The following is a 25,729-nucleotide window of genomic DNA, read 5'->3' as shown; positions in this document are numbered from 1 at the left end:
TCACTCCTCGGCGGTCAATTCTCGCCGTGGACCGGGGCCAGGACCCTGGTGACGAAGTCCGCCAACTGCGCCCGCATCCTCTCCCGCGAAATGCGCTCTTCTCCGGCCAGGTGCTCGACGAGGTCGGCTCGTGTGGCGGCGAGCAGGGCATGGGCGGTGAAGTCGCTGCCGGTCAGGCCGGGGATCTGGGTCAGCGCGGTGCGGAGGAGGCTGTGCCACCGCTCGTAGTGCTCCGCCCGGTACGGGCTGCTGCTGCCACCGCTTTCCTCCAGAGCCAGTGTGAGGCGCTGGTTGTCGAGTTTGAAGCACAGGAGGGCGTCGAGCAGGGCGGGGACGCGCTCGTGAGGCGGGGTCGCGGGTCCCAGAGGGGGCGGGCCGGTCTCGACGGCCTGCCTGACCGGTTCGAGCCGTGCCTCGTGCAGCGCGCGGAGCAGTCCCGCGCGATCGCCGAAGGCCCGGAAGAGCGTGGCCTTGCCGACGCCGGCCGCACTCGCCACGTCGGCCATGGTGACGTCCTCGGGACTCTCCCGGCGGGTGAAGAGGGCGTCGGCGGCCGCGAGTACGGCCTCGCGGTTGCGGACGGCGTCCTTGCGGGACGACTGGCGTGCGGGCATGCCGCTTCTTCCCTTCCTTCCCTTTGCAAAGCGGACCCGTGGTCCGTATCGTTGAAGCGGACCCGAAGTCCGGATTCTGTGAATGGAGGATACCCGTGTCCGCACCGACTTCTCCGGCGGATCTGTACCGCCACAGCCTGCGGTTGCTGCTCGACAAGGACATACCCGCCTGGGTCGCCCTGTGGGCCGAGGACGGTCTCATGGAGTTCCCTTTCGCCCCCGACGGCTGGCCCCGGCGTCTGGAGGGCAAGGAGGCCATCGCCGCCTACATGCGCCACTACCCCGACCACATTGACCTGCACGACTTCCCCGACCTGCGCATCCACCAGACCACCGATCCGGAGACCCTCGTGGTCGAGATGCGCGGCATCGGCCGCTTGGTGGAGAGCGACGCCCGCTTCGACATGACCTACATCGCCGTCGTGACCGTCCGGGACGGCCACTTCACCTCCTACCGCGACTACTGGAACCCCTTGGCCCTCCAGGAGCCCGGCGCCGATTTCACCGGGAGCGGCCGATGACCACCACCGGCACCACGCTGGTCATCGGCGCCACCGGCACCACCGGAAGCCGCACCACCGCACAGCTGACGGCCGCGGGCCACCGCGTCAAAGCCGCCGGCCGCCGGGCCACCCCCGTCGCAGGCGCGGAGCCGGTCCTCTTCGACTGGTACGACCCCGCCACCCACGCCGCCGCCCTCGACGGCGTCGACCGCGTCTACCTCGTACCGCCCCTGGGCGACTCCGACCCCGCGGCCGTCATGCTGCCGTTCCTCCACCAAGCCCGCACCGTCGGCGTGCGCCGCGCGGTGCTGCTGAGCTCCTCGGCCGTGCCCGAGGGCGGCCCGGCGGTGGGAAAGGTGCATCAGGCCCTGCCCGGTCTGTTCGCCCAGTGGGCGGTACTGCGGCCCTCGTGGTTCATGCAGAACTTCACCGGCACGCACGTCCACGCCCGCAGCATCCGCGACGAGGGCGTGGTGCGGACCGCCACCGGAAGCGGCCGGGTCGGCTTCGTCGACGCCGGGGACATCGCCGCCGTGGCCGTCCGCGCCCTGACCGACGAGCAGGCCCCCAACGCCGATCTCGTCCTCACCGGACCCGAGGCGCTCGCCTACGACGACATCGCCGCGATCATCACCGAGGTCACGGGCCGGGCCGTGGTCCACCGCCGGCTGTCCTGGGAGCGGATGCGCGACCGCCTCACGGCCCAGGTACCGGTGGAGTTCGCCGCCATGCTGGCCGACATGGACCGCGCCATCGCCGGAGGGGCGGAAGACCGCGTCACCGACACCGTCCAGCGCCTCACCGGCCGGCCCCCGCGCACCTTCCGCGCCCTCGTGGAGAGGGAGATGCGAGGCAATGGCTGATCTCCCAGGACGGTCAGCCGCCGGAAGCGGCGACTGCGCGGCCCCCGGCGGGCCGCGCGAGCGTCACGGCTGGCTGGAGCCGCCGTCGACGTAGATTTCCGAGCCGGTCATGCGGCCGCTCCGGTCGGACGCCAGGAACACGATCGTGCCCGCCGTCTCCTCCGGAGCCGCCACGCGCCGCGTTGGCACGCCCTGATGGCACGTCAGCGGCCTTTCTGCCCTCTGCGTGAGACTCGCTGAATCGCGAACGCCGCTGTCTCAGCGCTTCGTCTCGTACCTGGTGACGACCACGCCGCCGGGAAACGTCCGCGTCTCCACCAGGTTCAGGCGCACCCAGCTGTCCAGCGCGGTGAAGAACGGCGTGCCACCGCCCACCAGGACCGGATGGGCGGCGATCACGTACTCGTCGATCAGCCCGGCCCGCATGGCCGCCCCGGCGAGCGTCGCCCCGCCGATGTCCATCGGGCCGCCGTCCTCGGCCTTGAGCCGGGTGATCTCGGCGACCGCGTCGCCGGGGACCAGACGGGTGTTCCAGTCGACCTTGTCGATCGTCGAGGAGAACACCACCTTCGCCTTGTCCCGCCAGCGACGCGCGAACTCGCTTTCCGCCGGGGTGGCGTGGGGCTGCTGGTCCGCGGTCGGCCAGTAGGAGCTCATCGTCTGCCACAGCTTGCGCCCGTAGAGCGTCAGTTCGGTCGCCGGCAACCGGTCGGACCAGAACTGGAACAGCTCGTCGCTCGGCCCGCTCCAGCCGATGTCGTCGCCGGGCGCGGCGATGTATCCGTCCAGGGTCAGGTTCATGCCGTAGGTCAATCGCCGCATGGCGCCAGCCTTCCGTAAGTCGGTCTCACCCCTACCGACCGGCGCGGCGCGGGAAACTCATCGGTGCGGAATCCGCGCTCCCATGCACTACTCGTGCTCGGGGCCCGGCGCGGTGTACGCGACCGTGCCGGACGCATCGCCTGATCTCGACCTCGCCGCCACGAGGAAGGGCGCCCCGCTGAGCTGGCCGACGAAACCGGCACCGGCCGGTGAGATCAGGGAGGGTGGAACAGGGGGTGGGTAGCCAGCCGCCGTGTCAGTTGACTGACCCCCTCGCGGCTGTCGCGTCGGCCGACCGATGGGCCATGCGCCGTCGGCGACCCTGCGGGAGCCCTCACGGGTAGATCACCCTCCCCGTTGGGCGGCGGCCAGTCGGTGCCGCCCCTTCACGGTGAATGGGGGCTTCGCGACCGCCCGAGGGGCGAGGGCTCCCTCCACGCCGGGCCGCCGTGCTCGCCACGACAAGGAAGGCCCCTGGTCATCGCCGTCGCGCCGAAACCGCGAGCCCGTAGTCATCACGGCGCTGACGCGGCTCCTTCGGCGGGGAATTCCGCGGCTCCTCCGGGGCCGCGTATCTCGACGAGGGGATCTGCCGACTCACCGGTGCGGGCCACCAGTAGCGAGTCGGCCCGCCACATGGACGCGCCGGGTTGCGTCATGACGACCCAGCGCGCGGGTACAGCCGCGCGGGGCCGGCCTCGGTTGCCTGTCCGTGAGCAGAGCCGGTGGCACCCACGGGCCGAGATATCCCCGACCACGGACCGGCACCCGCCCATCAGCCCCGCGACACCTCTGCCCCGAACGACTGCCTGACACCGCGACAGCTAGCCAAGAACCTGCGTCGGAACCAGGAACCCCACAAACAATCCGGCCAAGGAGACCTGCCCGCCCCCTCCCCGGGATGCGGCACCGCGAAGCCCACGCCGGCGGTGTCCGACCGCGCCGCACCCGTCCCTCCGGCACTGCCCGTTCCGCTCCGCCAGGAGCAACGCGGTTTGCGGCCACCCGCGCCGTACGCCGACCACCGCTCTGGGCTGGAGGCGCCCCTGCGTCCGGCACGGGACGATGGTCTGATGGGCGAGTCTCGTAGCCGTCTTCCACGTCTCCGGATGTGGCCGGCGCGTGCCCACGTCCTACGTCTTCCTGCCGCGGCCGGTGCCGGGGAGGACATCCCGGCGACGGGCGGTCGGTTGAGGCAAGTCCTCGGGTGCGGACCGCCGCCCGTCGAAGGGAGACGCGCAGGGCATGGCCGGTGAGGGAGCGCCGACCGACCGAGCAGGAGGAACGGAAGCCGCGGCGGATCGGCCCGCGAGGAGGCACCGGTTCGGCCTCCGCCTTCGGATCGGAGCCCCACGCTCTCCCGCAGACCCGGAACGCCTGGTGGCAGTGCTACCAGGGGAGACTCGTCCCTTCCCAGGTGGTGAATGTCGCGGTGGGCCCGTCCGGCCCGAGCCGGGCGACGCGCACCACCTCGCGGGCGGCGTCCTCGATCGACTCCGTACCTTCGAAGTTGACCAGCCGGGTGCGCGCGAATCCCGGCGAGACGAGATTGATCTTGATGTCGGTCGCTTCCAGCTCGGTCATCATGGACAGCGTCACTGCGTGGAGCGCCGTCTTCGACGCGGCATAGACCGGTTCGAAGGAGGAGTGGTACGCGAAGGACGGGTCGGAGGCAAGCGTCAGCGAGCCCAGTGCGCTCGTCACGTTGACAATGCGCGCGTCCGATGACTTGCGCAGCAGCGGCAGCATGGCCTGGTACACCCGCAAGGGGCCGAACACGTTCACCTCCCATACCGCCCGCACCTCGTCCAGCGAAGCAACGCTCGGCTTCGCCAGGGCGCGCAACTGGGCCATGTCCAAGGGACCCGTACGGGTAGTGGAGATGCCGGCGTTGTTGACGAGGAGGTCGAGCCGACCGGCTTCCTCGTCGATTCGCTCGGCGGCCGAAGCGACCGATGCCGCGTGGTCACATCGAGTTGGAGAGCGACGGCGCCGCCTCCGATCTCAGCGGCCGGCGTTTCGCCACGGGCGAGATCGCGGGATCCGATGAACACGGTGACGCCATCTGCGGCCAACTCCTTCGCGACGTGCTTACCCATGCCCTGGTTGGCTCCGGTGACGAGAGCGATGCGGTCCGTGGGCACAAGGCCCTCCCTTGTTCGATGTGGTGCGGTGGGTGAGCGCCTGTGCCACCCCGGCACATCGCGTTCTTCGGTAACCATGCGGGACTTCCGCACGACGGGGGAGGCTCGACCGAACCTGGTACTGAGAGGACCAGCCGACGGACGGCCGGGAGACAATGGTGTTCATGCCGACGAGAATCTAGGCGGGCTTCGGTGAATACCTGCGCCATCAGCGCGCCATGATGGCGCCTGCTGGGCGGTCGGTCCAAGGGTCGGCGTCACGACGGCGGGTCCCAGGCCTGCGACGCCAGGAAGTGGCCGAAGCCGCCGGGATCTCCGTCGAGTACTACACCCGTCTCGAGCAGGGGCGGGCGCCCCGCCCGTCACGGGAGATCCTCACCGCCCTGGCAGGTGCCCTTGGCTTCACGGCCCCTGAGCGGGATCATCTGTTCCGACTCGCTGGTGAGCTGCCCCCGGAGCCGCTCGCCCCTGACTGCGAGGTGAGGCCAGGGCTCCTCCAACTGCTGCGAAACCTCGACGACACCGTCCCGGTCACCATCCACGACGGGCGCCTGGACGTGATGGCGCGCAACGCCGCCGCCGCTGAGCTCCTCGGAACGGAGTCCGGCAGGAGTCGGTACAGGCGCAACATCGTCCACCACGGTTTCTCGGCTACGGCACTCCGCGTCCTCGGAGAGGAGGGGGCCGACCGGTACGCCCGCTGGGCCACGGCTGAGCTGTGCTCTGCGATGGGCCGATACCCGGACGACGAATACCTCAGGTCCTTGTGCGCGGAGCTCTCAGCGACGAGTGCCATCTTCCGAAGCTACTGGGAGCGGGGCGAGGTCATGGCTGATCGGTCTGGCGTGAAGCGCCTGCACCACCCGACACGAGGATGGCTGGTTTTCCAGAGCGAGATGCTGCACGACCCGGAGCGGGACCACTGGATCGTGATCTACTCGCCTTCCGGATGACTCGCCGCCGGACAAGGGCAACTCGAGGTGCGCCGAAGAGATCAGAAACCGTTGATGACGGCGCCAGCGTGGAAGACCGCGGGCCACGCCAAGCGGCCCGCGATCGCATCCTCCGCCGCCCGGAACACCCGCTCCCAGGTGGTCTGGGCTATCGGGGCCTCCACGGTCACCTGATTCTGGGACGACGTCACCAACGTTCGTGATCAGGGTGGCCGTACCTGTGCCCGCCCCCGCTCCCGCGAGTCGCCGACCAGCGCAGACGCCGGAACCTCAGCGGCTGTGGCAGGGACTCCCGGCCAAGGTGTGACGCCGCCCCCTCTGACCTGGCGTTTGCTTCCCGGGTCGGGGGTGTGGCGGTGGCGCCCCCGGCAGGACTCGAACCTGCGGCCAAGCGCTTAGAAGGCGCCTGCTCTATCCACTGAGCTACGGGGGCCGGTCGTGTGCGGCCGGTGGCCGGGAGCACTGGTACGGGCAGGGCGGTGGCCTTGCCGGGGACAAGGATAGGGCTCCGGGGTCCGTGTCCCTGCTGCTTCGCCTGCGCGCCACGTTGTGTAGGTTCGGTGAAGCGGTCCCGATAATCGCAGGCAGGTGCGAATCACGCATCGTTTTGAGGCCCATCGGGGCCAGGGTGTTGTGCACTCGTTATCCCTCGCCACCCCCGCTCCCTTCCACCGCCCGGGTTTCCTAGCCACGCGGAAGCGGCCAAACGCTTCAATATGTCGCCAAAACCGGGCATTCTGCGCATGTGGTGACCTTGGATGCACGGCCTCAGCTTCTCGACGCCCTTACCGACCTGCGCGACCGCGTCGCCGCCGTGCGCTGCCCCCTGCCGCTGCCGGGCGCTCCACGCGCCCGCGCCAACAGGGACGAACTGCTCGCCCAGCTCGACGACTACCTCCTTCCCCGCCTGCGTACGCCCGAGGCCCCGCTCCTCGCCGTCGTCGGCGGCTCGACCGGCGCGGGCAAGTCGACGCTCGTCAACTCACTCGTCGGCCGCCGGGTCAGCGAGGCCGGGGTCCTGCGCCCCACGACCCGCAACCCGGTGCTCGTCTGCCACCCCGACGACCACCACTGGTTCGCCGACTTGCGCGTCCTTCCCGAACTGACCCGCGTCTGGGTCCCCCGCCAGGACTCCGCCCGTTCCGCCGACCACTCCGGCTACGGCGGTTACGAGGAAACCGACGCCCCTTACGAGGACGAGTACGGCGCCTACGACGACGAGGGCTACGAGACCGGCGAGGAGAACCGCGGCCGGGTGCTCCGCATCGAGATCGCCGAAGCCCTGCCGCCGGGACTCGCCCTGCTCGACGCCCCCGACATCGACTCCCTCGTCGTCCGCAACCGGCTCCTCGCCGCCGAACTCATCTGCGCCGCTGACATCTGGATCATGGTGACCACCGCGAGCCGGTACGCCGACGCCGTGCCCTGGCACCTCCTGCGCACCGCCAAGGAGCAGCAGGCCACGCTCCTCACCGTCCTCGACCGCGTGCCGCACCAGGTGCTCGGCGAGGTCTCGCAGAGGTATGGGGCGCTCCTCACCAAGGCCGGGCTCGGCCACGTCCCCCGCTTCACCGTCCCCGAACTGCCCGAGTCCACCGGCGGGGGAGGGCTCCTGCCCGCCACCGCCGTCGCCCCGCTCCGCGCCTGGCTCGCGCACCGCGCCGCCGACCCGTACGCGCGGGCCCGCGCCGTCGGCCGCACGGCGCGCGGCGCGCTCGGCTCCCTGCGCCGCCGGATGCCCGAACTCGCCGCGGCCGTCGCCGCCCAGTACGCCGCCGCCGTCCGGCTCAGCACCGCCGTGGACGAGGCCCACGCCCTCGAACACGCGCGGCTCCACGAGCGGCTCCAGGACGGCGCCGTCCTCGCCGGGGACGCCCTCAAGCGCTGGCAGGCCCACCCGGTCGACTGCACCCCCGCCGAACTCCTCGACGCCCTCGTCGACAGCCTCGCCGCGCTCCTGCTCTGCGCCGTCACCGCCGCGGACGAGCGCATCGACGCCCGCTGGCGCCGCGAACCCGCCGCCCGCGCCCCCGAACTGCGCCCCGTGTCCCCGGCCGGCACGGAACCGCTCGCCCACCGCATCGGCGTCGCGGTGCGGCGCTGGCGACGCGTCGTCGAGGAGTACGCGGAGGAGGAGGTGCGCGCGCTCGACCACACGACGGCCCCCGACCCGGAGTCCGTCACGGCTTTGCTCGTCACCGCGCTGCTCGGCGGCCGGCGCGGCGGGGTCGCGGGCGAGTCGCTCGCCGAACGGATCGGCGCGGAGGCCGCGGTACGCCTGCGCGACCGGGGCGGTGAACTCCTCGGAGAGTGCCTCGACCGCGTACTCGGCGCGGAACGCGAACGCCGCCTCGCCCCGCTCGACGCCCTCGGTATCGGCCATGAACCGCAGTCGGCCCTGATCGCCGCGCTCTCCGTGGTGGAGAAGATGCGTGAGGTGCGGACCGCCGTCATCCCCCGGCCCGAGGTGGTCGCCGTGCCCGTGCCCGCCACCGCGCCGAGCGCCACCGCCACGGCCGCCATCCCCGAATCGCCGGGCGCTTCCGACGCGGCGGCCCGCGGCGTGGTGCCGGCCGCCGTCGAAGCGGGCCATGCGGAAGACAACGTTCGAGCCGCCGAGACAGAAGGAGGGGTGAGCGCGTGAGTACCGCCGCCACCGAGCACCAGGACCACCCCGGCAGCGCCCCCGGCACCCTGGGGGTGACGGGCGGCTGTGCCCCCGTCCCGGAGCCCCCCGCTCCCCAAGCTCCCCCGGCCGACGACGCCCACGAGGTCCCCGGCCCCCAGGGCACGCCTGGAGTGCGGGGCACCGTCGGCGGTACGTCCGGCGCCCTTCCAGGAGATGCCGCCACGGCTGGTGCGGCGCGCGTGCCCGCCCCGGCCGACGGGACCACGCCGAGGACCGGCCCGCTCCAGGGGCGTGCGACCGCGCGGGCGACAGGTTCCATGGCGGAGGCCCCCCACGCCGCCGAGACGGAGGAGGACGGGACCGACAGCGAGGCCAGGAACGGGAGCGGTGCCGCCGAGACGGGGAGGGACCCCCGTACGCCCGCCGAAGACAACACGCCCACTCAGCACGAGGGTGGTACCGATGCCGGGGCAGGCGCCCGCCGCCCCGCGTTCGACGACGGGCTCATCGCACGCCGCGCCGGGCCGGGCGGTGCGTGCCCGGACCTCACGACGCACGAGGCCACCGCCAGCCGCGGGAGCGGCGCCGAGGTGCGGGCCTTTCGCGAGGGCCCGCTGCGGGAACGGCTCGACGCCCTGCGCGAACTCGTCGGCCTCTCCCGGGCCCGTCTCGACGAGGACACCCTCGCCGAGGCGGGGCGTGTGCTCGACGAGGCCGCCGCGCGAGGCCGGCTCTCGGGCCGCCACACCGTCGTCGCGCTCGCCGGGGCCACGGGGAGCGGCAAGTCGACGCTCTTCAACACCCTCGCGGGCGCCAACATCTCCGACACCGGCGTCCGGCGCCCCACCACCTCGGCCCCCCTGGCGTGCAGTTGGACGGACGGGGCCGCCGGGCTGCTCGACCGGATCGGCGTCCCCGGGAGGCTGCGACGTCGGCCCGTGCTGCCGCCCGAGGGCGACGGGGAGCTCAGCGGACTCGTCCTCGTCGACCTGCCCGACCACGACTCGGCGGCGGCCGAGCACCGTGCCCAGGTCGACCGCGTGCTGGGCCTCGTCGACGCCGTGATCTGGGTCGTCGACCCGGAGAAGTACGCCGACGCGGTCCTCCACGAGCGCTATCTGCGTCCTCTCGCCGGCCACGCCGAGGTCACGTTCGTCGTCCTCAACCAGGTCGACCGGCTCCCCGCCGAGGCCGCCGACCTCGTCCTCGACGACCTGCGCCGCCTCCTCGACGAGGACGGCATGCCGCTCGGCGAACACGGCGAACCCGGTGCGACCGTTCTCGCCCTCTCCGCTCTCAGCGGCGAAGGGGTCGACGAACTGCGCGAAATGCTCGCCGAGTTCGTCGGCGAACGTCGCGCCGCCGCACGCCGCCTCTCGGCCGACATCGATTTCGTCGCCGAACGCCTGCGCCCCCTCTACGCGGCCGGGCGCACCCCCGGGCTCAGCGAGGAAGCCCGCGCCGCCTTCGCCGACCGGCTCGCCGAAGCGGTCGGCGCCACGGCGGCCGGCGAGGCGGCCGAACGCGCCTGGCGCCGCAACGCCAACCGCGCCTGCGGCACTCCGTGGCTGCGGCTGTGGCGCCGGTACGAGGAGCGCCGCGCGGCCGAGCAGCCGCGCCCCGCCCCCGAGCCGCCTCGCGAGCCCGAGCCGGTCGCGCGCCAACGTGTCGAACAGGCTGTGCGCACCGTGGGCGAGGAGGCCGCGCGCGGCCTTCCCGAGCCGTGGGGCGTCGCGGTCCGCGAGACGGCGGTACGCGGCACGAAGGACCTTCCGCGCGCTCTCGACACGCTCGCCGAACGTGCCGCACGCCCCGCCGCGCGTCCCCCGCGACCCGGCTGGTGGCCGGTCGCCGTCGCCACCCAGGTGCTCATGACGGCACTCCAGGTCATCGGCGCGCTGTGGCTGTTCGCCCAGGTGACAGGTGTACTGACCGCCGAGGTGACGATCGCGGCGCTGCTGACGGGCACCGGGATCGTGGGCGGCCCGGCGGTCGAGTGGGCCTGCAGGATGGCCGCCAGGGGACCGGCCCGCCGTTACGGGGCCGAGGCCGAGCGCGCCCTGCGCGAGGCCGCCGCGGGCTGCGGCCGGGCCCGTGTACTCGACCCGGTGGCGGCGGAGTTGCTGCGGTACGAGGAGGTGCGCGAGCAGTACGCACGGATGGCGGGACCCGGGCCCGCCATCGGCACCGGCGCCCGCGCCGTGCCGGAGAGCGTGCTGCACGGCGCGGCGACGGTGTAGGAGGCGGTGGCGGGTGTTCGTCGGGCCTCGTCGGCGGTACCGGCTGTTCATCCGGTACCGCCGGGAGGAGCGGTGACCGCCGGGGCACGGTAGGCGGCGGCCGCGAGGGCGACGAAGGAGCGCACGAGCGGATCGCTGTTCCCCTTGTTCCACGCCACGAGGACCCGGCTCGGGGGCATCCCTGTGAGCGGCACGACCGTCAGGCCGGGCGGCAGGTCGTGGCCGAAGGGGTGTCGGGCGTCTGGAACGGGGATGGACCGGCGAGGAGCGGGCTCCCCGGGAGAGAAGGGGGGGCCGGCCGGGAGCGGAGGGGCCGGAGGGCTCGCCGGCCAGCGGCATGAGTCCCACCGTCCCGCTCCACAGCACCGCGTGCAGGCACTCCCGCACGACTCTGACGACTGGTCCCTCTCCGTCCCCGCCGCACCAGTAGTCCTGCCAGAGCGGATCGGTTCCCGGCGGGAAGCGGAACCAGGGACGCTCCGCCAGATCGGCCCGCGTAAGAGCCCCGGCACCTGCCAGCGGGTCGTCCGCGCGGAGCACGACCCCCACCGGGTCGCGGCGCAACTCACGTACCGACAGGCCCGCTTCGTCGAACGGGCCCCGCGTCAGCGCGACGTCCACGCGGCCCGCGCGCAAGCCGCAGGTCGGATCGGTGAGATCCGTGTCCCGCACCCGCAACTCGATACCGGGATGCCGCGCGCGGAACGCCTCGGCGAGGCGGCTCGCCCCCGGGTCGGCGCTGTCTCCCAGAATGCCCACGTCGAGCCGCGCTGGACCGGCCGCCGCCGCGACCCGCTCGCGTACCCGCTCGGCGTGGTCGAGCAGTCCGCGCGCCTCCTCCAGGAGCACTTTCCCGACGGGAGTGAGCGATACCCCTGTGGGCGAGCGCAGGAGGAGCGGGGTGCCCATCTCGGCCTCCAGCTTCTTGACCGCACGGCTCAGCGGCGGCTGGCTCATGTGCAACCGGGCGGCGGCCCGGCCGAAGTGCGCCTCCTCGGCGACGGTCACGAAATACCGCAAGGTGCGTAGCTCCATCCTGGGACGATACCGATCGGGTATGAGGTGGGCGGAAGAGGTCTTGGACGGGGAGGGACCTCACGTCGTGCAATCGGAGGCGGATGGCGGAGGGCCGGCGCCTGCGAGCAGGGGCTCCGGCCGCGCGGATTCGCTCCGCCCGGACCGACCTCGACGGACAGGGATCATGAACATCGCGTACTGGATATTCGCCAGCCTCTTGGCCCTCTTCTACGCGTACGGGGGCGCTCTCAAAGCCGCGCGGTCCCGCGAGCGGCTGCGGCCGATGATGGCGTGGGTGGACCGGGTGCCGCCGACCGTGCTCAGGGGACTGGGCGTCGTCGAGATGCTCGGCGCGGCCGGGCTGATCCTGCCGCCGCTCACCGGCATCGCGCCGTGGCTCGCGCTCGTGGCGGCGGCCGGCTTCGTCGTGCTCCAGGCCGGCGCGATCCCGGTACACCTGACCGGAGGCGACAGACGGATCGAACTCAACGCGGGGCTCCTTGTGCTGGCGGGTGTCACGGTGTGGCTGGCGACCGTGTGGCTGTGAGGTGAGCCGACCGTTGCCTCAGCGCGTGAGAGCTCGGGCGCGTCCTCAAGGACACGGTCGACGAGGGGGCGGACGCGGAGGCACAGCAAGGAATGCCTGCCTCCGACGCGGCCTGCTCGTGACAGTACGTGAGAATTTCTCGCAGCGTCGAAATGCAAAAAATTCACTCATCCTTTCGAGTGAGAGGTGTTCGCGTTTTCTGAAGCGACCTGCGGAAACGCGCTCTTGAGTCGCCGTTTCGCTCTCGGAACGTCTCTCGACAGGTGCGCGCTGTCGTTTCTCTCTGTCACTGTGTGTGCATGCCCGGCGCCGATGTGGCCGGAGCGCATCCGACAGGTGCGGCGTGCCCGAACGCGCCACCTGCACACGATCCGAGGGGGACGAGATGAACGAGACGATGGTGACGGTGGCGGGGAACGTGGCGACCGATCTGGTGTTCCGTGAGACGCAGGGCGGGGCGATGGCCCGCTTCCGGCTCGCGGCAACAGCCCGTCGTTGGCACAGGGAGGAGCAGCGCTGGATCGACGGGCACACGAACTTCTTCACGGTGGTGGCCTGGCGTCACCTGGCGGACAACGTCTCTTCCTCGGTGGCGATCGGTGACCCGCTCGTCGTGCACGGGCGGCTGCGATTGCGGGACGAGGTGTACGACGGGCAACGGCGGCTCTCGGCCGAGATCGAGGCCGTCTCGGTCGGGCACGACCTGGCTCGGGGTACCTCGGCCTTCCGCAGGCCTTCGCGTGACGACGCGCGTTCGAGCGCGGCTGCCACAGTGATCGCACGGGAGCGGAGGTACGGGCCCACGTCATGGGGGCCGACGGCGGACCTCACGGGAGCGGCGGATGCGTCGGGCGCGAGTACAACAGGGAGCGGCGCGGCGCCAGGCCCGGGCGGAGCGGCGACGCGGGAACCTGCGCGAGTGGGGGACGTGGTGGACGAGATGTTCCTGCGGGGGCCCGCTTCCAGCGGTGAGGAGGCGGGCGTGCTTTCGGGCGGTACGAGCGGCGGAGGCGGCGGGAAGGAAGCACCGGCCCCAGCTCTCCCGGACTCCGCTCCGGTTGCTGCGGCTGGCGCTCCGGGCGCCCAGTCTCCGGTACAGACGCAGCCCGAGGCCCAAACCCCCGTCCGGACGCAGCCCCAGCCCCGCACCCGGGCGGCGAAGCGGCCTGTCCCGTGGGTGACCACGCCTCCCGCTCCGGACGACGAGCGAGGTGCCGTCACTTCCTCCCGGTGCGAGTCCACGGAGACGCCGGAGGGTGCGTCGTCCGCGGCGGCGGAGCCCGGGACCGCCGCCGCTGCGCCCGCCCGCACCGCGCGTCGCACGGTGGCCAAGCGGCGGGTGCGCGGAACGGTGGGGACGCCGGGGGCGGGGGTCGGCGCGGAGGCGGGGACGGGTGTGAACGTGGTGACGCAAGCGGACGTGGGGACGGGAGTGCGTGAGGCGGTCCCCGTCGGCGCCTCGCTGGGGAATCCCGACGCGGTGCCGCCCTTCTGAAGGCCCGGCCTTGGGGAGGAGAAGGCAGTCCGTGAGGGCCCGCCATAAAGTGACGGGCCGTCATTTGCCCTGTATTCCGTCCCACTTCGGTCAGCCCAGGAGGAACGTAACTGGCCGGGATAACGATTGAGTCGCAATGGGATTGTCGGATGGTCTGATGGGGAAGTGGCGGGCGGCCCCTCCCTAGGATTCCCGGCAGGCCGGGCGGAATCGTGACCCCGGCCCACGGGGCACTTGGCACCGACATTTCTGTTGGCAGGACCCCACCCCACGCGCGGCGCGAGGCCGCACGGGTCCTGCCCGGAGGGGAACTACATGTTTTTGGTACGCAGGCGGGGTGCCGCCCGCCTCACCGCAGCGGTATTCGTCTCGGGACTCGTCGCCACGGGCGCGATCGCGGGTGCGAGTGCGGCTGCGGCGGACGCAGCTTCCGGACACCAGGGGGGTGCGACGGCCACTCTGAGCGGGCTGAACAAGAGCAGTGACACGGCGGTGATTCACGAGAACGGCAAGGAACAGCGCGTCCAGGCCGGGCTCTTCACGATGGCCGTGGATCAGGGCGGTGCGCTGCAGACCTACTGCATCGACATCCACCACCCGACGCAGGACGGCGCGAAGTACCAGGAGACGCCCTGGAGCGGCACTTCGCTGAACGCCAACCCGGACGCAGGCAAGATCCGCTGGATTCTGAAGAACTCCTACCCGCAGGTCAACGACCTCGCGGGGCTCGCGGCGAAGGCGGGCAGCGGCGCGCTCACCGAGCGGACGGCGGCGGCCGGGACGCAGGTAGCGATCTGGCGGTACTCGGACGGTGCGGACGTCGACGCGGTCAACCCCGCGGCGGAGAAGCTCGCCGACTACCTGGAGAAGGCCGCGCAGAACGTCGCCGAGCCGAAGGCGTCGCTGGGCCTTGAGCCCGCGGCGGTCTCCGGCAAGGCGGGCGAGAAGCTCGGCCCCGTCACGGTCCACACCAACGCCGGCACGGCGCAGGTGGAGGTCGGCGGGGACGCGGCGACGGCCGGGGTGAAGCTGGTCGACAAGGACGGCAAGGACGTCGAGTCGGCCGCGGACGGCACCCAGCTGTGGTTCGACGTACCCGCGGGGGCGCAGCCGGGCTCGGCCTCGTTGAGCGTCCAGGCGACGACGAACGTCCCGGTGGGCCGTGCCTTCGCCTCCGAGACGCGCAGCCAGACGCAGATCCTCGCCGGTTCCAGCGACTCGACAGTCGCCGCGACCGCGACCGCCACGTGGGGCGAGAGCGGCCCGATACCGGCGGTCTCGGCGGAGAAGAACTGCGCCAAGGGCGGCGTGGACGTGACCGCGAGCAACCAGGGTGACAAGCCGTTCACGTTCGAACTAGCCGGTCAGCAGCACACGGTGGAGGCGGGCAAGTCCGCGACGATCACCGTGCCGGTGAAGGAGGACCAGTCCTACGACCTCGCGGTGAAGGGTCCGAACGGCTTCACCAAGGAGTTCAAGGGCGTCCTCGACTGCAAGGTCGCGTCGAACGGCGGCGCGAGCCCGGCGGGCGGGCAGTCCCCGCTGCCGAGCGCCTCGCCGACGACCCCCGCGCAAAGCTCGGACTCGGGGTCGGGCTCGGGTGGCGACCTCGCCGCCACCGGCGGTTCCAGCGCGACGCCGGTGATCGCCGGTGTCGCCGTGGTCCTCGTGATCCTGGGCGCGGGCACGGTCTTCTTCATCAAGCGCCGCAAGCCGGCCGGGCAGTGAGTGACCAGCCGGTGACGGAGTAGCTCACCACAACCGAGGCCATCGGGGACACCGCTCCGGTGGCCTCGGCGGGGCCACCGACGACCGGGGCCGAGCGAGGGCGCCTGCGCTGAGTCTGGCGCCTGCCCGTCCCTGGGGCCCGGGACGTCTGGTTACCGCGTTACGGTCCGCCGGGCGCGGCGCGCGGGTAAGAGGCCCGAGGCCAGGGCCGCCCCCCGTCGATGTGCTCACGGCTGCTCCCGCCCGGCCGCCCGCTAGAACGGGGTGGAGGCGCATCAGCCGACAGGCTGGCCGGCCCGGGCCCGAGTCCCGGCCACCGGCTGGCTCTCCTGCCCACGGGCGATGAGATCCCGGAGCCCCGGACGTCTCGCTACCGCGCTACGGTCCGCCGGGCGCAGCGCGCAGGCAAGACGTCCGAGGTCAGGCCGTGCTCGGGCGCCCCGCACCGGTAGGGCCCGCAGGCGGCGTGCCCGCGTCCCCGCGCCGGAGGGCCCGCACGCCGGTCCACGCGCCCCGCACCAGAGAAGCCCCGCCCCCGGCGTCTGCGCCCCTGCAGCAGAGGGCCCGCGCTTAGCGTCCATGCGTGCCCCGCCCCAGAGGGCCCGCGCTTAAGCGTCCGTGCGTGCCCTGCCCCAGAAGGCCCGCGCTTAGCGTCCGTTCGTGCCCCGCCCCGAAAAGCCCATACGCCCGCAGTCGGAGAACCGCTCTTCGTAGCCCTCGCTCCCCGCCGTGCCCTCTGCCGTGGCACGGTTCCTCCCCGTCCGCGGGTCCTTGTCCCCCGCGCCGCCACGAGGTCCCCGCGCCGCCACGAGGTCCCCCGCGCCGCCACGAGCGGAGCCGTGTCACGCTCCTCGCTGTCGTGTCCCCGGAAGGCGTTGGCGACCGGTGCCGGGATGAAGCCGCGGTGCCCTTGCGGCCGGGCGGGATGTCCCAGTCCCCCGCGACGTGGCACAGGTTCGTCTTGCGGTGCCCTCCCGATCCGGTGGGGTACCCCAGTCCCGCGAGGTCGGGAAGGTTCGTCTCTCAGCGCCCTCTCGCCCGGGCGGGGTGCCCCCAGTCCGGCGACGCGGGGCAGGCCCGCCTCCGGGCGTCCTCGCGCTCGGGCCGCCCGGGCCCTTCGCCGGGCTGCCCCCCGGCTGCCCCCGGACGCCCCGAGGGTGGGGCCAGGCCGGAGGCAGGCGCTGTTTCGCTCTCGTCCCCGCCCACGGAGAACCCAGGTCGCGTGCCCTGGAGGGGAACGGGTTTCCGCCCGGGGGGCAGCGTGCGGCAAGATGGGTGTGTCTGCCCTCCGGCGGGGCCCCGGGGCTCGGGGGAGGGCGGAGTCCCTCTGAGGACGATTGTCAGAATCCAGACTGCCGGACGGTTTCTCTTGGCTGAGTACATCTACACCATGCGCAAGACGCGCAAGGCTCACGGCGACAAGGTGATCCTTGACGACGTGACGCTGAGCTTCCTGCCGGGCGCGAAGATCGGTGTTGTCGGGCCGAACGGCGCCGGTAAGTCGACCGTCCTGAAGATCATGGCGGGCCTGGAGCAGCCCTCCAATGGGGACGCCTTCCTCGCGCCGGGCTACAGCGTCGGCATCCTGCTCCAGGAGCCCCCGCTCGACGAGTCGAAGACCGTGCTGGAGAACGTGCAGGACGGCGTCGCGGAGACCATGAAGAAGGTCGCCCGCTTCAACGAGATCGCCGAACTCATGGCGACCGACTACTCCGACGCGCTCCTCGAAGAGATGGGCAAGCTCCAGGAGCAGCTCGACCACGCCAACGCCTGGGACCTCGAAGCGCAGCTCGAACAGGCCATGGACGCCCTCGGCTGCCCGCCCGGCGACTGGCCCGTCGTCAACCTCTCCGGTGGCGAGAAGCGCCGCGTGGCGCTCTGCAAGCTGCTCCTCGAAGCCCCCGACCTGCTGCTCCTCGACGAGCCCACCAACCACCTCGACGCCGAGTCGGTGAACTGGCTGGAGCAGCACCTCTCCAAATACGAGGGCACCGTCGTGGCCATCACCCACGACCGGTACTTCCTCGACAACGTCGCCGGCTGGATTCTGGAGCTGGACCGGGGCCGCGCCATCGGCTACGAGGGCAACTACTCCACGTACCTGGAGACGAAGCAGACGCGTCTCAAGGTCGAGGGCGCGAAGGACGCCAAGCGCGCCAAGCGCCTCAAGGAGGAGCTGGAGTGGGTCCGCTCCAACGCCAAGGGGCGGCAGGCAAAGTCGAAGGCGCGCCTCGCCCGTTACGAGGAGATGGCCGCCGAGGCCGAGAAGACCAGGAAGCTGGACTTCGAGGAGATCCAGATCCCGCCGGGGCCGCGTCTGGGCAACGTCGTGATCGAGGTCGACCACCTCAACAAGGCGTTCGGCGAGAAGGTCCTCATCGACGACCTCTCCTTCACCCTGCCGCGCAACGGCATCGTCGGCGTCATCGGCCCCAACGGCGCGGGCAAGACCACGCTCTTCAAGATGCTCCAGGGGCTGGAGGAGCCGGACTCGGGCAACATCAAGGTCGGCGAGACCGTCAAGGTCTCCTACGTCGACCAGGGCCGCTCGAACATCGACCCGAAGAAGACGCTGTGGGAGGTCGTCTCCGACGGTCTCGACTACATCAACGTCGGCCAGGTCGAGATGCCTTCGCGCGCCTACGTCTCCGCCTTCGGCTTCAAGGGCCCCGACCAGCAGAAGCCCGCCGGCGTCCTCTCCGGCGGTGAGCGCAACCGCCTCAACCTCGCGCTCACCCTCAAGCAGGGCGGGAACCTGCTCCTCCTCGACGAGCCCACCAACGACCTCGACGTCGAGACCCTCTCCTCGCTGGAGAACGCCCTGCTGGAGTTCCCCGGCTGCGCCGTGGTCGTCTCGCACGACCGCTGGTTCCTCGACCGTGTGGCGACGCACATCCTCGCCTACGAGGGCGAGTCCAAGTGGTTCTGGTTCGAAGGCAACTACGAGTCCTACGAGAAGAACAAGGTCGAGCGACTCGGCGCCGACGCGGCCCGCCCGCACCGCGCCACCTACAAGAAGCTGACCCGGGGCTGAGCGACCGTGGCGCGTCACCTCTACCACTGCCCGCTGCGCTGGGCCGACATGGACGCCTTCGGGCACGTCAACAACGTGGTCTTCCTCCGCTACCTGGAGGAGGCCCGTATCGACTTCATGTTCCGGCTCAAGCCAGAGGGCGACGGGCCGTCCTTCTCCGGCGGCTCGGTCGTGGCCCGGCACGAGATCGACTACCTGCGTCCGCTGGTGCACCGGCACGCGCCGGTCACCATCGAGTCGTGGGTGACCAACCTGCGCGCCGCGTCCCTCACCATCGCCTACGAGGTGAAGGACCCGGAGACCCCGGACAGCCCCGAGGTGGTGTACGCGCGTGCCGCCACGGTCGTCGTCCCGTACGACCTCGAGGCCGGGCGGCCGCGCCGCATCACCGCCTTCGAGCGCGAGTACCTGGAGAAGTACCGCGACGACGCCGCCCCCGGCGGGCTGGTCGCATGAGGGGACACGCGTATCCGGGGTGCGGGGCGCGCCGCGCCACGGCGCCTCACGGGCCACGGCGCGCGACGGAGCACGCGCACGACAGGGGGCACGCGTATGACGGGACATGACGCATGACGGGACTGCTCGCATGAGTGACACGTCGGTGCGGTGCGCCGACCCGGGGGAGGCCGCGGATCTCGCGGCCTTCCTCGGGCGGCTGCTCCACTACGACAAGGCCGCCGCGGTACGGCTCCAGGCCGCGGCGGGGGCGCTCGCCGTCTTCGGCCGTCCGCCGTCCTTCGAGGTCCTCGCGATCCGCACGGTGCGGCTCGCGCCGCAGCCGGCCGCGCGGACCTTCGACGTGACGGTCTCGGCGGGCGACCTCCTGGAGTCCGTGGACGAGGCCACGGCACGCTTCGCCGTGCCCGCACCCGTCACGGGCCCGCCCTGGGCGGGGCTGCTGCCCCCGCGCGGCGGCTGGCACCGCGAGCCGGTCGCGCTCCTGCCCCAGGCGGTACGGGGCGCGGTCGCCCAGGCGGTGACGGAGTTCCGTACCCGTATGGAACGCCTCGCTCCCGCCGGACGCACCCGTGCCGAACTCGACCGCATAGGCGGCGAGGTCTGGTCGCGCACGGTCGGCGACACCTCGCTGCCCGTGCGCGCCGCGCATGCGGCGCAGGCGCTCGGCTTCCTGCGCCCGCCCGTGTCCCCGCAGGCCCCCGGGGCCACGAGCCCGCGCGTGCCGCAGGACGCCGACGACCCGGACGCCGCGCACTCGCTCGCGCTCTTCAGCTCGGGCGCCTGGCTGCGCCTGCGCACCCCCTACGGCTCCATCGCCGTCCGGCGCGGGGGCCTCGGGGTGCTCGGGATCAGCCCGCGCTCCTGAGACCGGCCGTCGCGCCCGGCCCCGGGGGCTCGGCCACGTCGATGCCCCAGCGGTCCGCGAGCAGCGCCCGCCCCGCCGGGGTCACGGTCAGGCCCCGGTCCGTGCGATGCCGTTCGACCCACCCGGCGGCGAGGAACCGCGCGCCGACCGCCGCGCCCAGCGCACCCGCGAGGTGCGGGCGGCGCTCGGTCCAGTCGGCGCACGTACGGACCGTGGGCCTGCGCGCCGTCCGCGCCGCCTCCACGTCCACGCCGAGCCCCGCGAAGCCCTCCACGCCCGCCGGGGTCAGCCCTTCGCGCAGCCACCCGGCGGCGTGCCACGCCTCGCTCAGCGCCACGCCGAGCCGCCCCGCGAGGTGGTCGTAGCAGAACCGGGCGGCGGCGAGCCGTGCCGCCTGGCGGCTCGGGCGGTAGCCGCGCACGGGCGTCGGCCCCGTGAGCGCCCCGAGCGCTTCGAGCGCGCGCGCCACCTCGTGCCCCGCGAGCCGGTAGTAGCGCCGCCGCCCCGAGGCCGTGCACTCCAGGAGCCCGGCGCCGACGAGCACGGACAGGTGCTCGCTCGCGGTCGACGCGCCGACCCCGGCGGCGCGCGCCAGCTCACCGGCCGGGCGCGCGGTGCCGTCCATGAGCAGATTGCAGAACACGGCACGGGCGGGGGCCGCGAGCGCCTGCGCGACCGTGCTGAAGTCGCGGTCGCGGCCGGGCGCGGAGGCGGGCGCGGAGGCGGGCACGGAGACGGTCACGGAGCTGCGCATACGCTCGACGATAGTCCGGTCATCCTTCGGTGCGCGCCGAAACGACCCCGCCCTACGGTCGCCCCATGACCACGCGGCCCGCACCCCACGCCTACCTCGCCCTCCTCCAGTGGCAGGGCTCGACCGCCGCCGGAATCCGCGGCTACTCGCGTACCCACACGGCCCTCGTCCCACCGGCGGCGCGGCACCTCACGCTGAGCGCCGATCCCGCCTTCCGCGGCGATCCCCAGCATCTCAACCCCGAGCAACTGCTCCTGACGGCGGCCTCTTCCTGCCAGTTGCTCTCGTTCCTCGGCGAGGCGGCGCGCGCGGGCGTGGAGGTCCTCGCCTACGAGGACGAGGCGAGCGCCCGCCTCGACCCGGAGCGGGGACGGCTCGACGCGATCCGCCTCGCGGTGACCGTACGGGTGGCGCCCGGGACCGACGCCGGGACGGTACGGGACCTCGCCGCACGCGCCCACCGCGCGTGCTTCGTCGCGAACAGCCTCGCCGTGCCCGTCGACGTGGTCACCGAGGTGGAGGTCAGCCCGCGCGGTTGACCATCGAGGCGGCGGCGTACGTCAGGTAGGTCCACAGGGTGCGGTCCTGCTCCTCGGTGAGACCGAGGTCGTCGACGGCGGCGCGCATGTGTGTCAGCCACGCGTCGTGCGCGGCACGGTCCACGGCGAAGGGCGCGTGCCGCATCCGCAGGCGCGGGTGGCCGCGGTTCTCGCTGTACGTGCGGGGGCCGCCCCAGTACTGCATGAGGAAGAGCGCGAGCCGTTCCTCGGCCGGGCCGAGGTCCTCCTCCGGGTACATCGGGCGCAGCAGCGGGTCCTGGGCCACGCCCTCGTAGAAGCGGTGCACCAGGCGCCGGAAGGTCTCCTCGCCGCCGACCTGCTCGTAGAAGGTCTGCTCCTGGACTGTGCCGTGCGGGATCTCGTTCACGTGTCCATCGTCTCAGACGCCCCGGCCCAGGACCCGGGTCGTAGGACCGGCCGCCACGGACCGCCGTTCGACACCCTCGCCCTCTCGCCCGGCATCGCCGAGACCCCTCCGGGGCACCGCCGACACCCCGCCCCGCACCGCCGCCTCCGCCCCCGCCTCCGCCGACCCGTCCGAAAGCACCCCGCACGCGTGCTCGCTTCCCGCCCCCGCGCCCCCCACAGTGGACCCATGACCCCGCAGCCCGCCCAGCCCGCGAGGGCTCCCCGCACCGAGGAGGAGTGGCAGGACCTCGCCACCCGCTCCCGTGAGGGCCTCCTGCGCCGCCTGTCCCGCGAGTACGGCCTGCTCGACGAGGACTCGCCCTGGTACGCGGCCTTCGCCTCCGTCCCGCGCCACTACTTCGTGCCGTACTACTACGTCCGCGCCCCCACCGGCGGCTTCGAGCGCCTGTGGGGCGAGGACCCCGACCGCGAGCGCCGCGCGCGCTGGCTCACCGGCGCCTACGCCGACGTGCCGCTCGCGACCCGGCTGCGGGACGGCGAACTCGTCTCGTCGAGCAGCCAGCCCTCGCTCATGGCCCGTATGCTCAACGGGCTCGACGTGCGCCCCGGCGACCGGGTGCTGGAGGTCGGCGCGGGCACCGGCTGGAACGCGGGGCTGCTGTGCCACCGCCTCGGCGAGGACCTCGTCACGACCGTCGACCTCGACACCGACATCACCGAGTCGGCGCGCGCGCACCTCGCGCGGGCCGGGTTCCGGCCCGAGGTCGGCACGGGGGACGGGATGCGCGGCTGGCCCGCGAGAGCCCCGTACGACCGCGTGCTCATCACGGCGGCGGTCCACACCGTGCCGCGCGCGCTGCTGCGGCAGTGTGCGCCGGGCGCGCTCGTCGTGGCGCCGCTCGCGACGGGCCTGCTCGCGCTGCGGGTACGGGACGCCGAGCACGCCGAGGGGCGATTTCTCGCCACGCCCGCCTACTTCGTCCCGATGCGGGGCGCCGAGCGCACCCCCGAGCCGGCCCCCTATCTCGGCGGGCTGCCCTCCTGGGCCGCGCGGGACGAGAACTTCCACTTCCTGCTCGCGCTCACCTCGGGCATCCTCGACCCGCACGAGGCGCTGGCGCTGTGGCGGCGCGAGCGGATGCCCGCCAGGGAGCGCTTCGGGGTCACGCTGCGCGGCACGTTCCTGTGGGCGTGGCTCGACGACCCGGACGGGCCTTACGCGTGGGCGCTGCCCTGACCGCCCGCGCCGGAAGCACGGCGAGGGGCCGCACGCGCGTGGCGTGCGGCCCCTCGGTTGCGGCGTTCAGCCGCGGTGGATCGTGATCGTCGTCCACGCGCCGACGTGGACGCGGTCGCCGTCCGAGAGCGGCTGGACCACGAAGGGCTGAATGGGCTCTTCCGAGCCGTTGACCGTCGTGCCGTTCGTGGAGTTCTGGTCCACGACCGCCCACGTGCCGTCCTGCTGGCGCGTCAGCATGGCGTGCTGGTGCGAGACCCCGGGGTCCTCCGGGGGCACCGACAGGTCGATGTCGGGGGTGTTGCCCGTGGAGTGCCTGCGGCGGCCGATCGTGATCTGGCTCCCGGTCAGCTCGATGCGCTGCTCCGGGGAGTACGCGGGCAGGCTGAGCCCGGCCGCCTCGGGGCCGCTGCGCTGCATCATCGCGAGGAAGTACTCACGATCGGGGCCGTACGTGACGCTCCAGGTCCCCGGCACGGGACCGGCGGGGCCCTGCCCGAAGGGGTCGCCGTGACCGCCGGGCCGCGGCCCGCCCGGACCCGGGATGCCCGGACTGTGCGGACCCTGGCCGTGCGCGCCCGGCCCGTTGGCACCCTGCCCGTGCGCCCCCGGGCCGTTCGGGGCCGAGGTGTGGGGCAGCCCACCGTTCGGTCCCGGACCGTTCTGGCCGGGGTCGTTCGGCCGGTACGGGGCGGGCGGGGCGATCGGCCAGTCGTCCACACCGGGCTGCTGGTGCCGCTGCTGCTGGTGCCGCTGCGGTGCCTGGGGCTGCTGGGGCTGTTGGGGTGCCTGGGGCGGCTGCGTGGTGGCGGGACCGGGCCCATAGCCGCTCGGCTGGGAGTACGGGTCGGGGAAGCCGCCCTGCGCGGGGCGGGCGCCCTGGTCGCCTCCCGTACCGCTGCCCCCGTGGGCGCCGGGGCTGCCGCCCGGGTACGAGGGCGGCTCCTGCTCACCCTGCGCCGGATAACCGGGGCCGGGCCGCTGGATCATGTCCGGGACGATCGGCTCGGGAGGCCTGTTGATCCTGGAGGGCCGCGACTCCTGGTACTCGTGCGTCTGGGGGCCGGGGAAGCCTCCGCCGGCGGGTGGCGCGGGCGCGGCCGGCACGTAGCTCGTCGCCGTACCGGTCAGGAAGTTCCACCGGCAGTGCTCGCAGAACGGGCCACCGGACTCGCGTGGCGTACCGCACTGGGGGCAGCGCTCGGCCTCCGGCCGGTTCCCGCTCTGCGGGTATCCGTACGGGCTGGGCGCGGGGGGCGGGGAAGGCGGCGGCACAGGTCCGCCCGACCCGGCCATGCGATGGCCGCAGATCTCGCACCAGTCGTCGGAGCTCGACTGATGTCCGTTCGGGCAGGTCGGCATGTCGGCGCTTCCTCCTCTCCTTCTCTTCTCCGGCCTCCCGGCCGGTCACTGACAGCATCCGGCCCGGAGGGTCCGGAAGGGCGGGGCCACCGCCGCACATGCGTCGTGCGGGGGGCGGCGCGCGAGGGCTACTTCCTGACCCGCACGGTCTTGGTGGACCGTGTTTCGAGGGTCATCTCGTCCGCCTCCGTCACTTTCGCCTTCAGTCGCACAGTACCCGCAGGCGCGTCCACGACGTCCACCACCTTGGCGAGCAGCTTGGCCGTCGCCTCGTTCCCCGAGGCGTGCGCGAGTTGCACGGCGCGACCGAGCCGCGCCGTGGCGCGTTCCTGGTCACCGGACTTGCGCGCCTCGAGCCCCTCGCGTACCGCGCCCGCCAGTTCGGCCTGCCCCGTGTAGTGCGCGACCTGCGGGTTCAGTCGCGTGGACGCCGCGATGTCGTCCGTCCACACGGCCCGCACGAGCCCGTGTCCGAGCCGGGTCGCCGAGCCGTCCGTCTCGGGGACGACGAGGGAGACCCGCGCCGCGAGCATCTCCTGGCCGAGCCCGGCGGGCGGGACGCGGACGCAGACGTGGTAGTCGCGCGATTCGTCGCCCCACGAGCCGGTCGGGTAGTCCCCGGTGCGCGGGGCGGGCTCGGTGCGGCGGGCGGTGAGGTCCTCGACGCTGGGGGCGACCTGCTTGACGAAGACGGGTTCGGCGCCCTGCGGGGTCCACAGGCGCAGCGCGACATCGGCGACCTCCTTGCCCATGACGTTCTCCATCATGCGCGTGAAGTCCGCGGTGAGCGCCTCGGGTTCGGCGACGATATCGGCGCTGCCGAGGAGCGCGGAGGCGATGCCGGTGACCTCGGCCACCTCCCAGTCGGTGCCGACCCCGCGCGCGTCGCAGGTGAAGCGGCCCGCGCAACTGTCGAGCGCGGCGCGCAACTCCTGCGGCTGCTCGTGCTCGTTGCGCCCGTCGGTGAGGAGGATGCCGTGCCTGATCGCGGCGGGCGCCTGGGAGAGCAGGCGCTCGGCGAGGCGCAGCCACCTGCCGACGGCGGTGCCGCCCGAGGCCGTGAGCGCGCGCAGCGCCTGCTTCGCCTCGGCGCGGGTGCGGTCGTCGGCGACGGCGAGCGCGCCACCGCCCGGGTAGACCTCCCTGGCGACGTGGGTGCCCGCGATGACGGCGAAGCGGGTGCCGTCGCGGAGCGTGTCGAGCGCGGCCCCGGTGGCCTCCTTGGCGTGGTGGAGCTTGCTCGGCGGGTACTGCATCGAGCCCGAGCAGTCGACCATGAGCGCCACCGCGGCGTCCTGGCCCCGGCCCGCGGCGGTGAGCGCGCCCGTGCCGCCGCCCGTCGCCGTCACCGTGACGACGGCGTGCACCTCGCCGGAACCCTCCGGCAGATACGGGTTCTGGTAGACCTCGACCTCGAACCGGGGCCCCTCGGGCTTCGAGAAATTCGCCATGACGCCGTTCCCCCTCATCGACTTCCCACGTACCGACGGCTTCTCACGTGTCCCGCGCGCTCCCACACGCCCCGGCGGCCCAT

At 72.9% G+C, this 25,729-nt stretch carries 21 protein-coding genes, 1 tRNA gene and 2 pseudogenes; 13 read left to right on the top strand and 11 right to left on the bottom strand.

What is annotated here, in order from left to right:
- Positions 1-14 precede the first annotated feature (14 nt).
- Positions 15-614, bottom strand: coding sequence for a TetR/AcrR family transcriptional regulator (locus IF99_RS0111025; RefSeq protein ID WP_030996217.1), 600 nt, complete (start codon positions 612-614; stop codon positions 15-17).
- 95 nt (positions 615-709) lie between these two features.
- Here IF99_RS0111025 and IF99_RS0111020 point away from each other — a divergent pair, with 95 nt between their 5' ends.
- Positions 710-1,135: a nuclear transport factor 2 family protein gene (locus IF99_RS0111020; RefSeq protein WP_030996216.1), complete on the top strand. Its 426-nt coding sequence runs from the start codon at positions 710-712 to the stop codon at positions 1,133-1,135.
- A complete protein-coding gene (locus IF99_RS0111015; RefSeq protein WP_030996215.1) occupies positions 1,132-1,980 on the top strand; it encodes an NAD(P)H-binding protein in 849 nt (282 codons plus the stop codon). Before IF99_RS0111020 ends, IF99_RS0111015 begins: the two co-directional genes overlap by 4 nt.
- A 63-nt stretch (positions 1,981-2,043) precedes the next feature.
- On the opposite strand, the gene IF99_RS32225 is transcribed toward IF99_RS0111015, so the two are convergent.
- The 3 genes and pseudogenes from IF99_RS32225 to IF99_RS30715 all read right to left on the bottom strand — a co-directional run bounded on the left by IF99_RS32225 (position 2,044) and on the right by IF99_RS30715 (position 4,901).
- Complete coding sequence (locus IF99_RS32225) at positions 2,044-2,187, bottom strand: SDR family oxidoreductase (RefSeq protein ID WP_078655055.1); 144 nt, start codon at positions 2,185-2,187, stop codon at positions 2,044-2,046.
- A gap of 51 nt (positions 2,188-2,238) precedes the next feature.
- Entirely contained in the window at positions 2,239-2,802 is a 564-nt protein-coding gene (locus tag IF99_RS0111005) for a dihydrofolate reductase family protein (protein WP_030996214.1), read from the bottom strand.
- A 1,389-nt stretch (positions 2,803-4,191) separates the two neighbouring features.
- A pseudogene (locus IF99_RS30715) lies at positions 4,192-4,901 on the bottom strand (SDR family NAD(P)-dependent oxidoreductase).
- Between the two features lie 245 nt (positions 4,902-5,146).
- Between IF99_RS30715 and IF99_RS0110995 the strand changes: the two are divergent.
- The gene (locus tag IF99_RS0110995; RefSeq protein ID WP_267882238.1) at positions 5,147-5,899 is read left to right on the top strand and encodes a helix-turn-helix transcriptional regulator; all 753 of its coding nucleotides are present in this window, start codon (positions 5,147-5,149) and stop codon (positions 5,897-5,899) included.
- Between the two features lie 357 nt (positions 5,900-6,256).
- Here the strand turns inward: IF99_RS0110995 and IF99_RS0110985 are convergent.
- Positions 6,257-6,332, bottom strand: a tRNA-Arg gene (locus tag IF99_RS0110985).
- A gap of 312 nt (positions 6,333-6,644) precedes the next feature.
- Here IF99_RS0110985 and IF99_RS0110980 point away from each other — a divergent pair.
- Together IF99_RS0110980 and IF99_RS0110975 are read left to right on the top strand one after the other, a co-directional pair.
- On the top strand, positions 6,645-8,543 hold the full coding sequence (locus IF99_RS0110980) for a dynamin family protein (protein ID WP_030996212.1): 1,899 nt from the start codon (positions 6,645-6,647) through the stop codon (positions 8,541-8,543).
- Positions 8,540-10,768, top strand: a complete 2,229-nt coding sequence (locus IF99_RS0110975; protein WP_030996211.1) for a GTPase — start codon at positions 8,540-8,542, stop codon at positions 10,766-10,768. The genes IF99_RS0110980 and IF99_RS0110975 overlap by 4 nt, the downstream gene beginning before the upstream one ends.
- Positions 10,769-10,815: 47 nt before the next feature.
- Here IF99_RS0110975 and IF99_RS35735 read toward each other — a convergent pair whose 3' ends face one another.
- The gene (locus IF99_RS35735; protein ID WP_420705661.1) at positions 10,816-10,947 is read right to left on the bottom strand and encodes a hypothetical protein; all 132 of its coding nucleotides are present in this window, start codon (positions 10,945-10,947) and stop codon (positions 10,816-10,818) included.
- A gap of 160 nt (positions 10,948-11,107) precedes the next feature.
- A pseudogene (locus IF99_RS0110965) lies at positions 11,108-11,803 on the bottom strand (LysR family transcriptional regulator); the annotation flags it as partial.
- A 166-nt stretch (positions 11,804-11,969) separates the two neighbouring features.
- Here IF99_RS0110965 and IF99_RS0110960 point away from each other — a divergent pair.
- The 6 genes from IF99_RS0110960 (at position 11,970) to IF99_RS0110935 (ending at position 19,913) form a co-directional block, all read left to right on the top strand.
- Complete coding sequence (locus IF99_RS0110960; RefSeq protein WP_030996210.1) at positions 11,970-12,332, top strand: DoxX family protein; 363 nt, start codon at positions 11,970-11,972, stop codon at positions 12,330-12,332.
- A gap of 385 nt (positions 12,333-12,717) precedes the next feature.
- On the top strand, positions 12,718-13,827 hold the full coding sequence (locus IF99_RS35585; RefSeq protein ID WP_030996209.1) for a single-stranded DNA-binding protein: 1,110 nt from the start codon (positions 12,718-12,720) through the stop codon (positions 13,825-13,827).
- Between the two features lie 315 nt (positions 13,828-14,142).
- Positions 14,143-15,555, top strand: a complete 1,413-nt coding sequence (locus IF99_RS0110950; RefSeq protein WP_030996208.1) for a Cys-Gln thioester bond-forming surface protein — start codon at positions 14,143-14,145, stop codon at positions 15,553-15,555.
- A gap of 1,369 nt (positions 15,556-16,924) precedes the next feature.
- Complete coding sequence (gene ettA, locus IF99_RS0110945; protein ID WP_030996207.1) at positions 16,925-18,589, top strand: energy-dependent translational throttle protein EttA; 1,665 nt, start codon at positions 16,925-16,927, stop codon at positions 18,587-18,589.
- Positions 18,590-18,595: 6 nt separating this feature from the next.
- Positions 18,596-19,045 (top strand): acyl-CoA thioesterase, encoded by a 450-nt coding sequence (locus tag IF99_RS0110940; protein ID WP_030996206.1) that lies wholly within the window; start codon positions 18,596-18,598, stop codon positions 19,043-19,045.
- Between the two features lie 130 nt (positions 19,046-19,175).
- Positions 19,176-19,913: a hypothetical protein gene (locus IF99_RS0110935; protein ID WP_030996205.1), complete on the top strand. Its 738-nt coding sequence runs from the start codon at positions 19,176-19,178 to the stop codon at positions 19,911-19,913.
- On the opposite strand, the gene IF99_RS0110930 is transcribed toward IF99_RS0110935, so the two are convergent.
- The gene (locus tag IF99_RS0110930) at positions 19,897-20,667 is read right to left on the bottom strand and encodes an ArsR/SmtB family transcription factor (protein WP_030996204.1); all 771 of its coding nucleotides are present in this window, start codon (positions 20,665-20,667) and stop codon (positions 19,897-19,899) included. The genes IF99_RS0110935 and IF99_RS0110930 overlap by 17 nt on opposite strands.
- Positions 20,668-20,732: 65 nt before the next feature.
- Here IF99_RS0110930 and IF99_RS0110925 point away from each other — a divergent pair, with 65 nt between their 5' ends.
- Positions 20,733-21,206 carry an OsmC family protein gene (locus IF99_RS0110925; RefSeq protein ID WP_030996203.1) on the top strand — a complete coding sequence of 158 codons (474 nt, stop codon included), beginning with the start codon at positions 20,733-20,735 and terminating at the stop codon, positions 21,204-21,206.
- On the opposite strand, the gene IF99_RS0110920 is transcribed toward IF99_RS0110925, so the two are convergent.
- A complete protein-coding gene (locus tag IF99_RS0110920; protein ID WP_030996202.1) occupies positions 21,190-21,594 on the bottom strand; it encodes a globin in 405 nt (134 codons plus the stop codon). The genes IF99_RS0110925 and IF99_RS0110920 overlap by 17 nt on opposite strands.
- A gap of 228 nt (positions 21,595-21,822) precedes the next feature.
- On the opposite strand from IF99_RS0110920, the gene IF99_RS0110915 reads away from it, so the two are divergent.
- Positions 21,823-22,833, top strand: coding sequence for a methyltransferase domain-containing protein (locus IF99_RS0110915; RefSeq protein WP_030996201.1), 1,011 nt, complete (start codon positions 21,823-21,825; stop codon positions 22,831-22,833).
- A 66-nt stretch (positions 22,834-22,899) separates the two neighbouring features.
- Here IF99_RS0110915 and IF99_RS0110910 read toward each other — a convergent pair whose 3' ends face one another.
- On the bottom strand, positions 22,900-24,195 hold the full coding sequence (locus IF99_RS0110910) for an FHA domain-containing protein (RefSeq protein ID WP_030996200.1): 1,296 nt from the start codon (positions 24,193-24,195) through the stop codon (positions 22,900-22,902).
- Between the two features lie 128 nt (positions 24,196-24,323).
- The gene (locus IF99_RS0110905) at positions 24,324-25,646 is read right to left on the bottom strand and encodes a vWA domain-containing protein (protein WP_030996199.1); all 1,323 of its coding nucleotides are present in this window, start codon (positions 25,644-25,646) and stop codon (positions 24,324-24,326) included.
- Positions 25,647-25,729 lie beyond the last annotated feature (83 nt).

Origin of the sequence: Streptomyces sp. NRRL F-5630, from assembly GCF_000719475.1 — a bacterium.
Classification (GTDB): domain Bacteria; phylum Actinomycetota; class Actinomycetes; order Streptomycetales; family Streptomycetaceae; genus Streptomyces.
This window is presented reverse-complemented; position numbering and strand designations above follow the sequence as displayed.

What these genes read in the sequence shown, in the direction of transcription:
- IF99_RS0111025 (WP_030996217.1), bottom strand. Translation starts at nt 614, where the DNA reads ATGCCCGCACGCCAGTCGTCCCGCAAGGACGCCGTCCGCAACCGCGAG.
- IF99_RS0111015 (WP_030996215.1), top strand. Translation starts at nt 1,132, where the DNA reads ATGACCACCACCGGCACCACGCTGGTCATCGGCGCCACCGGCACCACC.
- IF99_RS0111005 (WP_030996214.1), bottom strand. Translation starts at nt 2,802, where the DNA reads ATGCGGCGATTGACCTACGGCATGAACCTGACCCTGGACGGATACATC.
- IF99_RS35735 (WP_420705661.1), bottom strand. Translation starts at nt 10,947, where the DNA reads ATGCCCCCGAGCCGGGTCCTCGTGGCGTGGAACAAGGGGAACAGCGAT.
- IF99_RS0110960 (WP_030996210.1), top strand. Translation starts at nt 11,970, where the DNA reads ATGAACATCGCGTACTGGATATTCGCCAGCCTCTTGGCCCTCTTCTAC.
- IF99_RS35585 (WP_030996209.1), top strand. Translation starts at nt 12,718, where the DNA reads ATGAACGAGACGATGGTGACGGTGGCGGGGAACGTGGCGACCGATCTG.
- IF99_RS0110950 (WP_030996208.1), top strand. Translation starts at nt 14,143, where the DNA reads ATGTTTTTGGTACGCAGGCGGGGTGCCGCCCGCCTCACCGCAGCGGTA.
- IF99_RS0110935 (WP_030996205.1), top strand. Translation starts at nt 19,176, where the DNA reads ATGAGTGACACGTCGGTGCGGTGCGCCGACCCGGGGGAGGCCGCGGAT.
- IF99_RS0110930 (WP_030996204.1), bottom strand. Translation starts at nt 20,667, where the DNA reads ATGCGCAGCTCCGTGACCGTCTCCGTGCCCGCCTCCGCGCCCGCCTCC.
- IF99_RS0110925 (WP_030996203.1), top strand. Translation starts at nt 20,733, where the DNA reads ATGACCACGCGGCCCGCACCCCACGCCTACCTCGCCCTCCTCCAGTGG.
- IF99_RS0110915 (WP_030996201.1), top strand. Translation starts at nt 21,823, where the DNA reads ATGACCCCGCAGCCCGCCCAGCCCGCGAGGGCTCCCCGCACCGAGGAG.
- IF99_RS0110910 (WP_030996200.1), bottom strand. Translation starts at nt 24,195, where the DNA reads ATGCCGACCTGCCCGAACGGACATCAGTCGAGCTCCGACGACTGGTGC.
- IF99_RS0110905 (WP_030996199.1), bottom strand. Translation starts at nt 25,646, where the DNA reads ATGGCGAATTTCTCGAAGCCCGAGGGGCCCCGGTTCGAGGTCGAGGTC.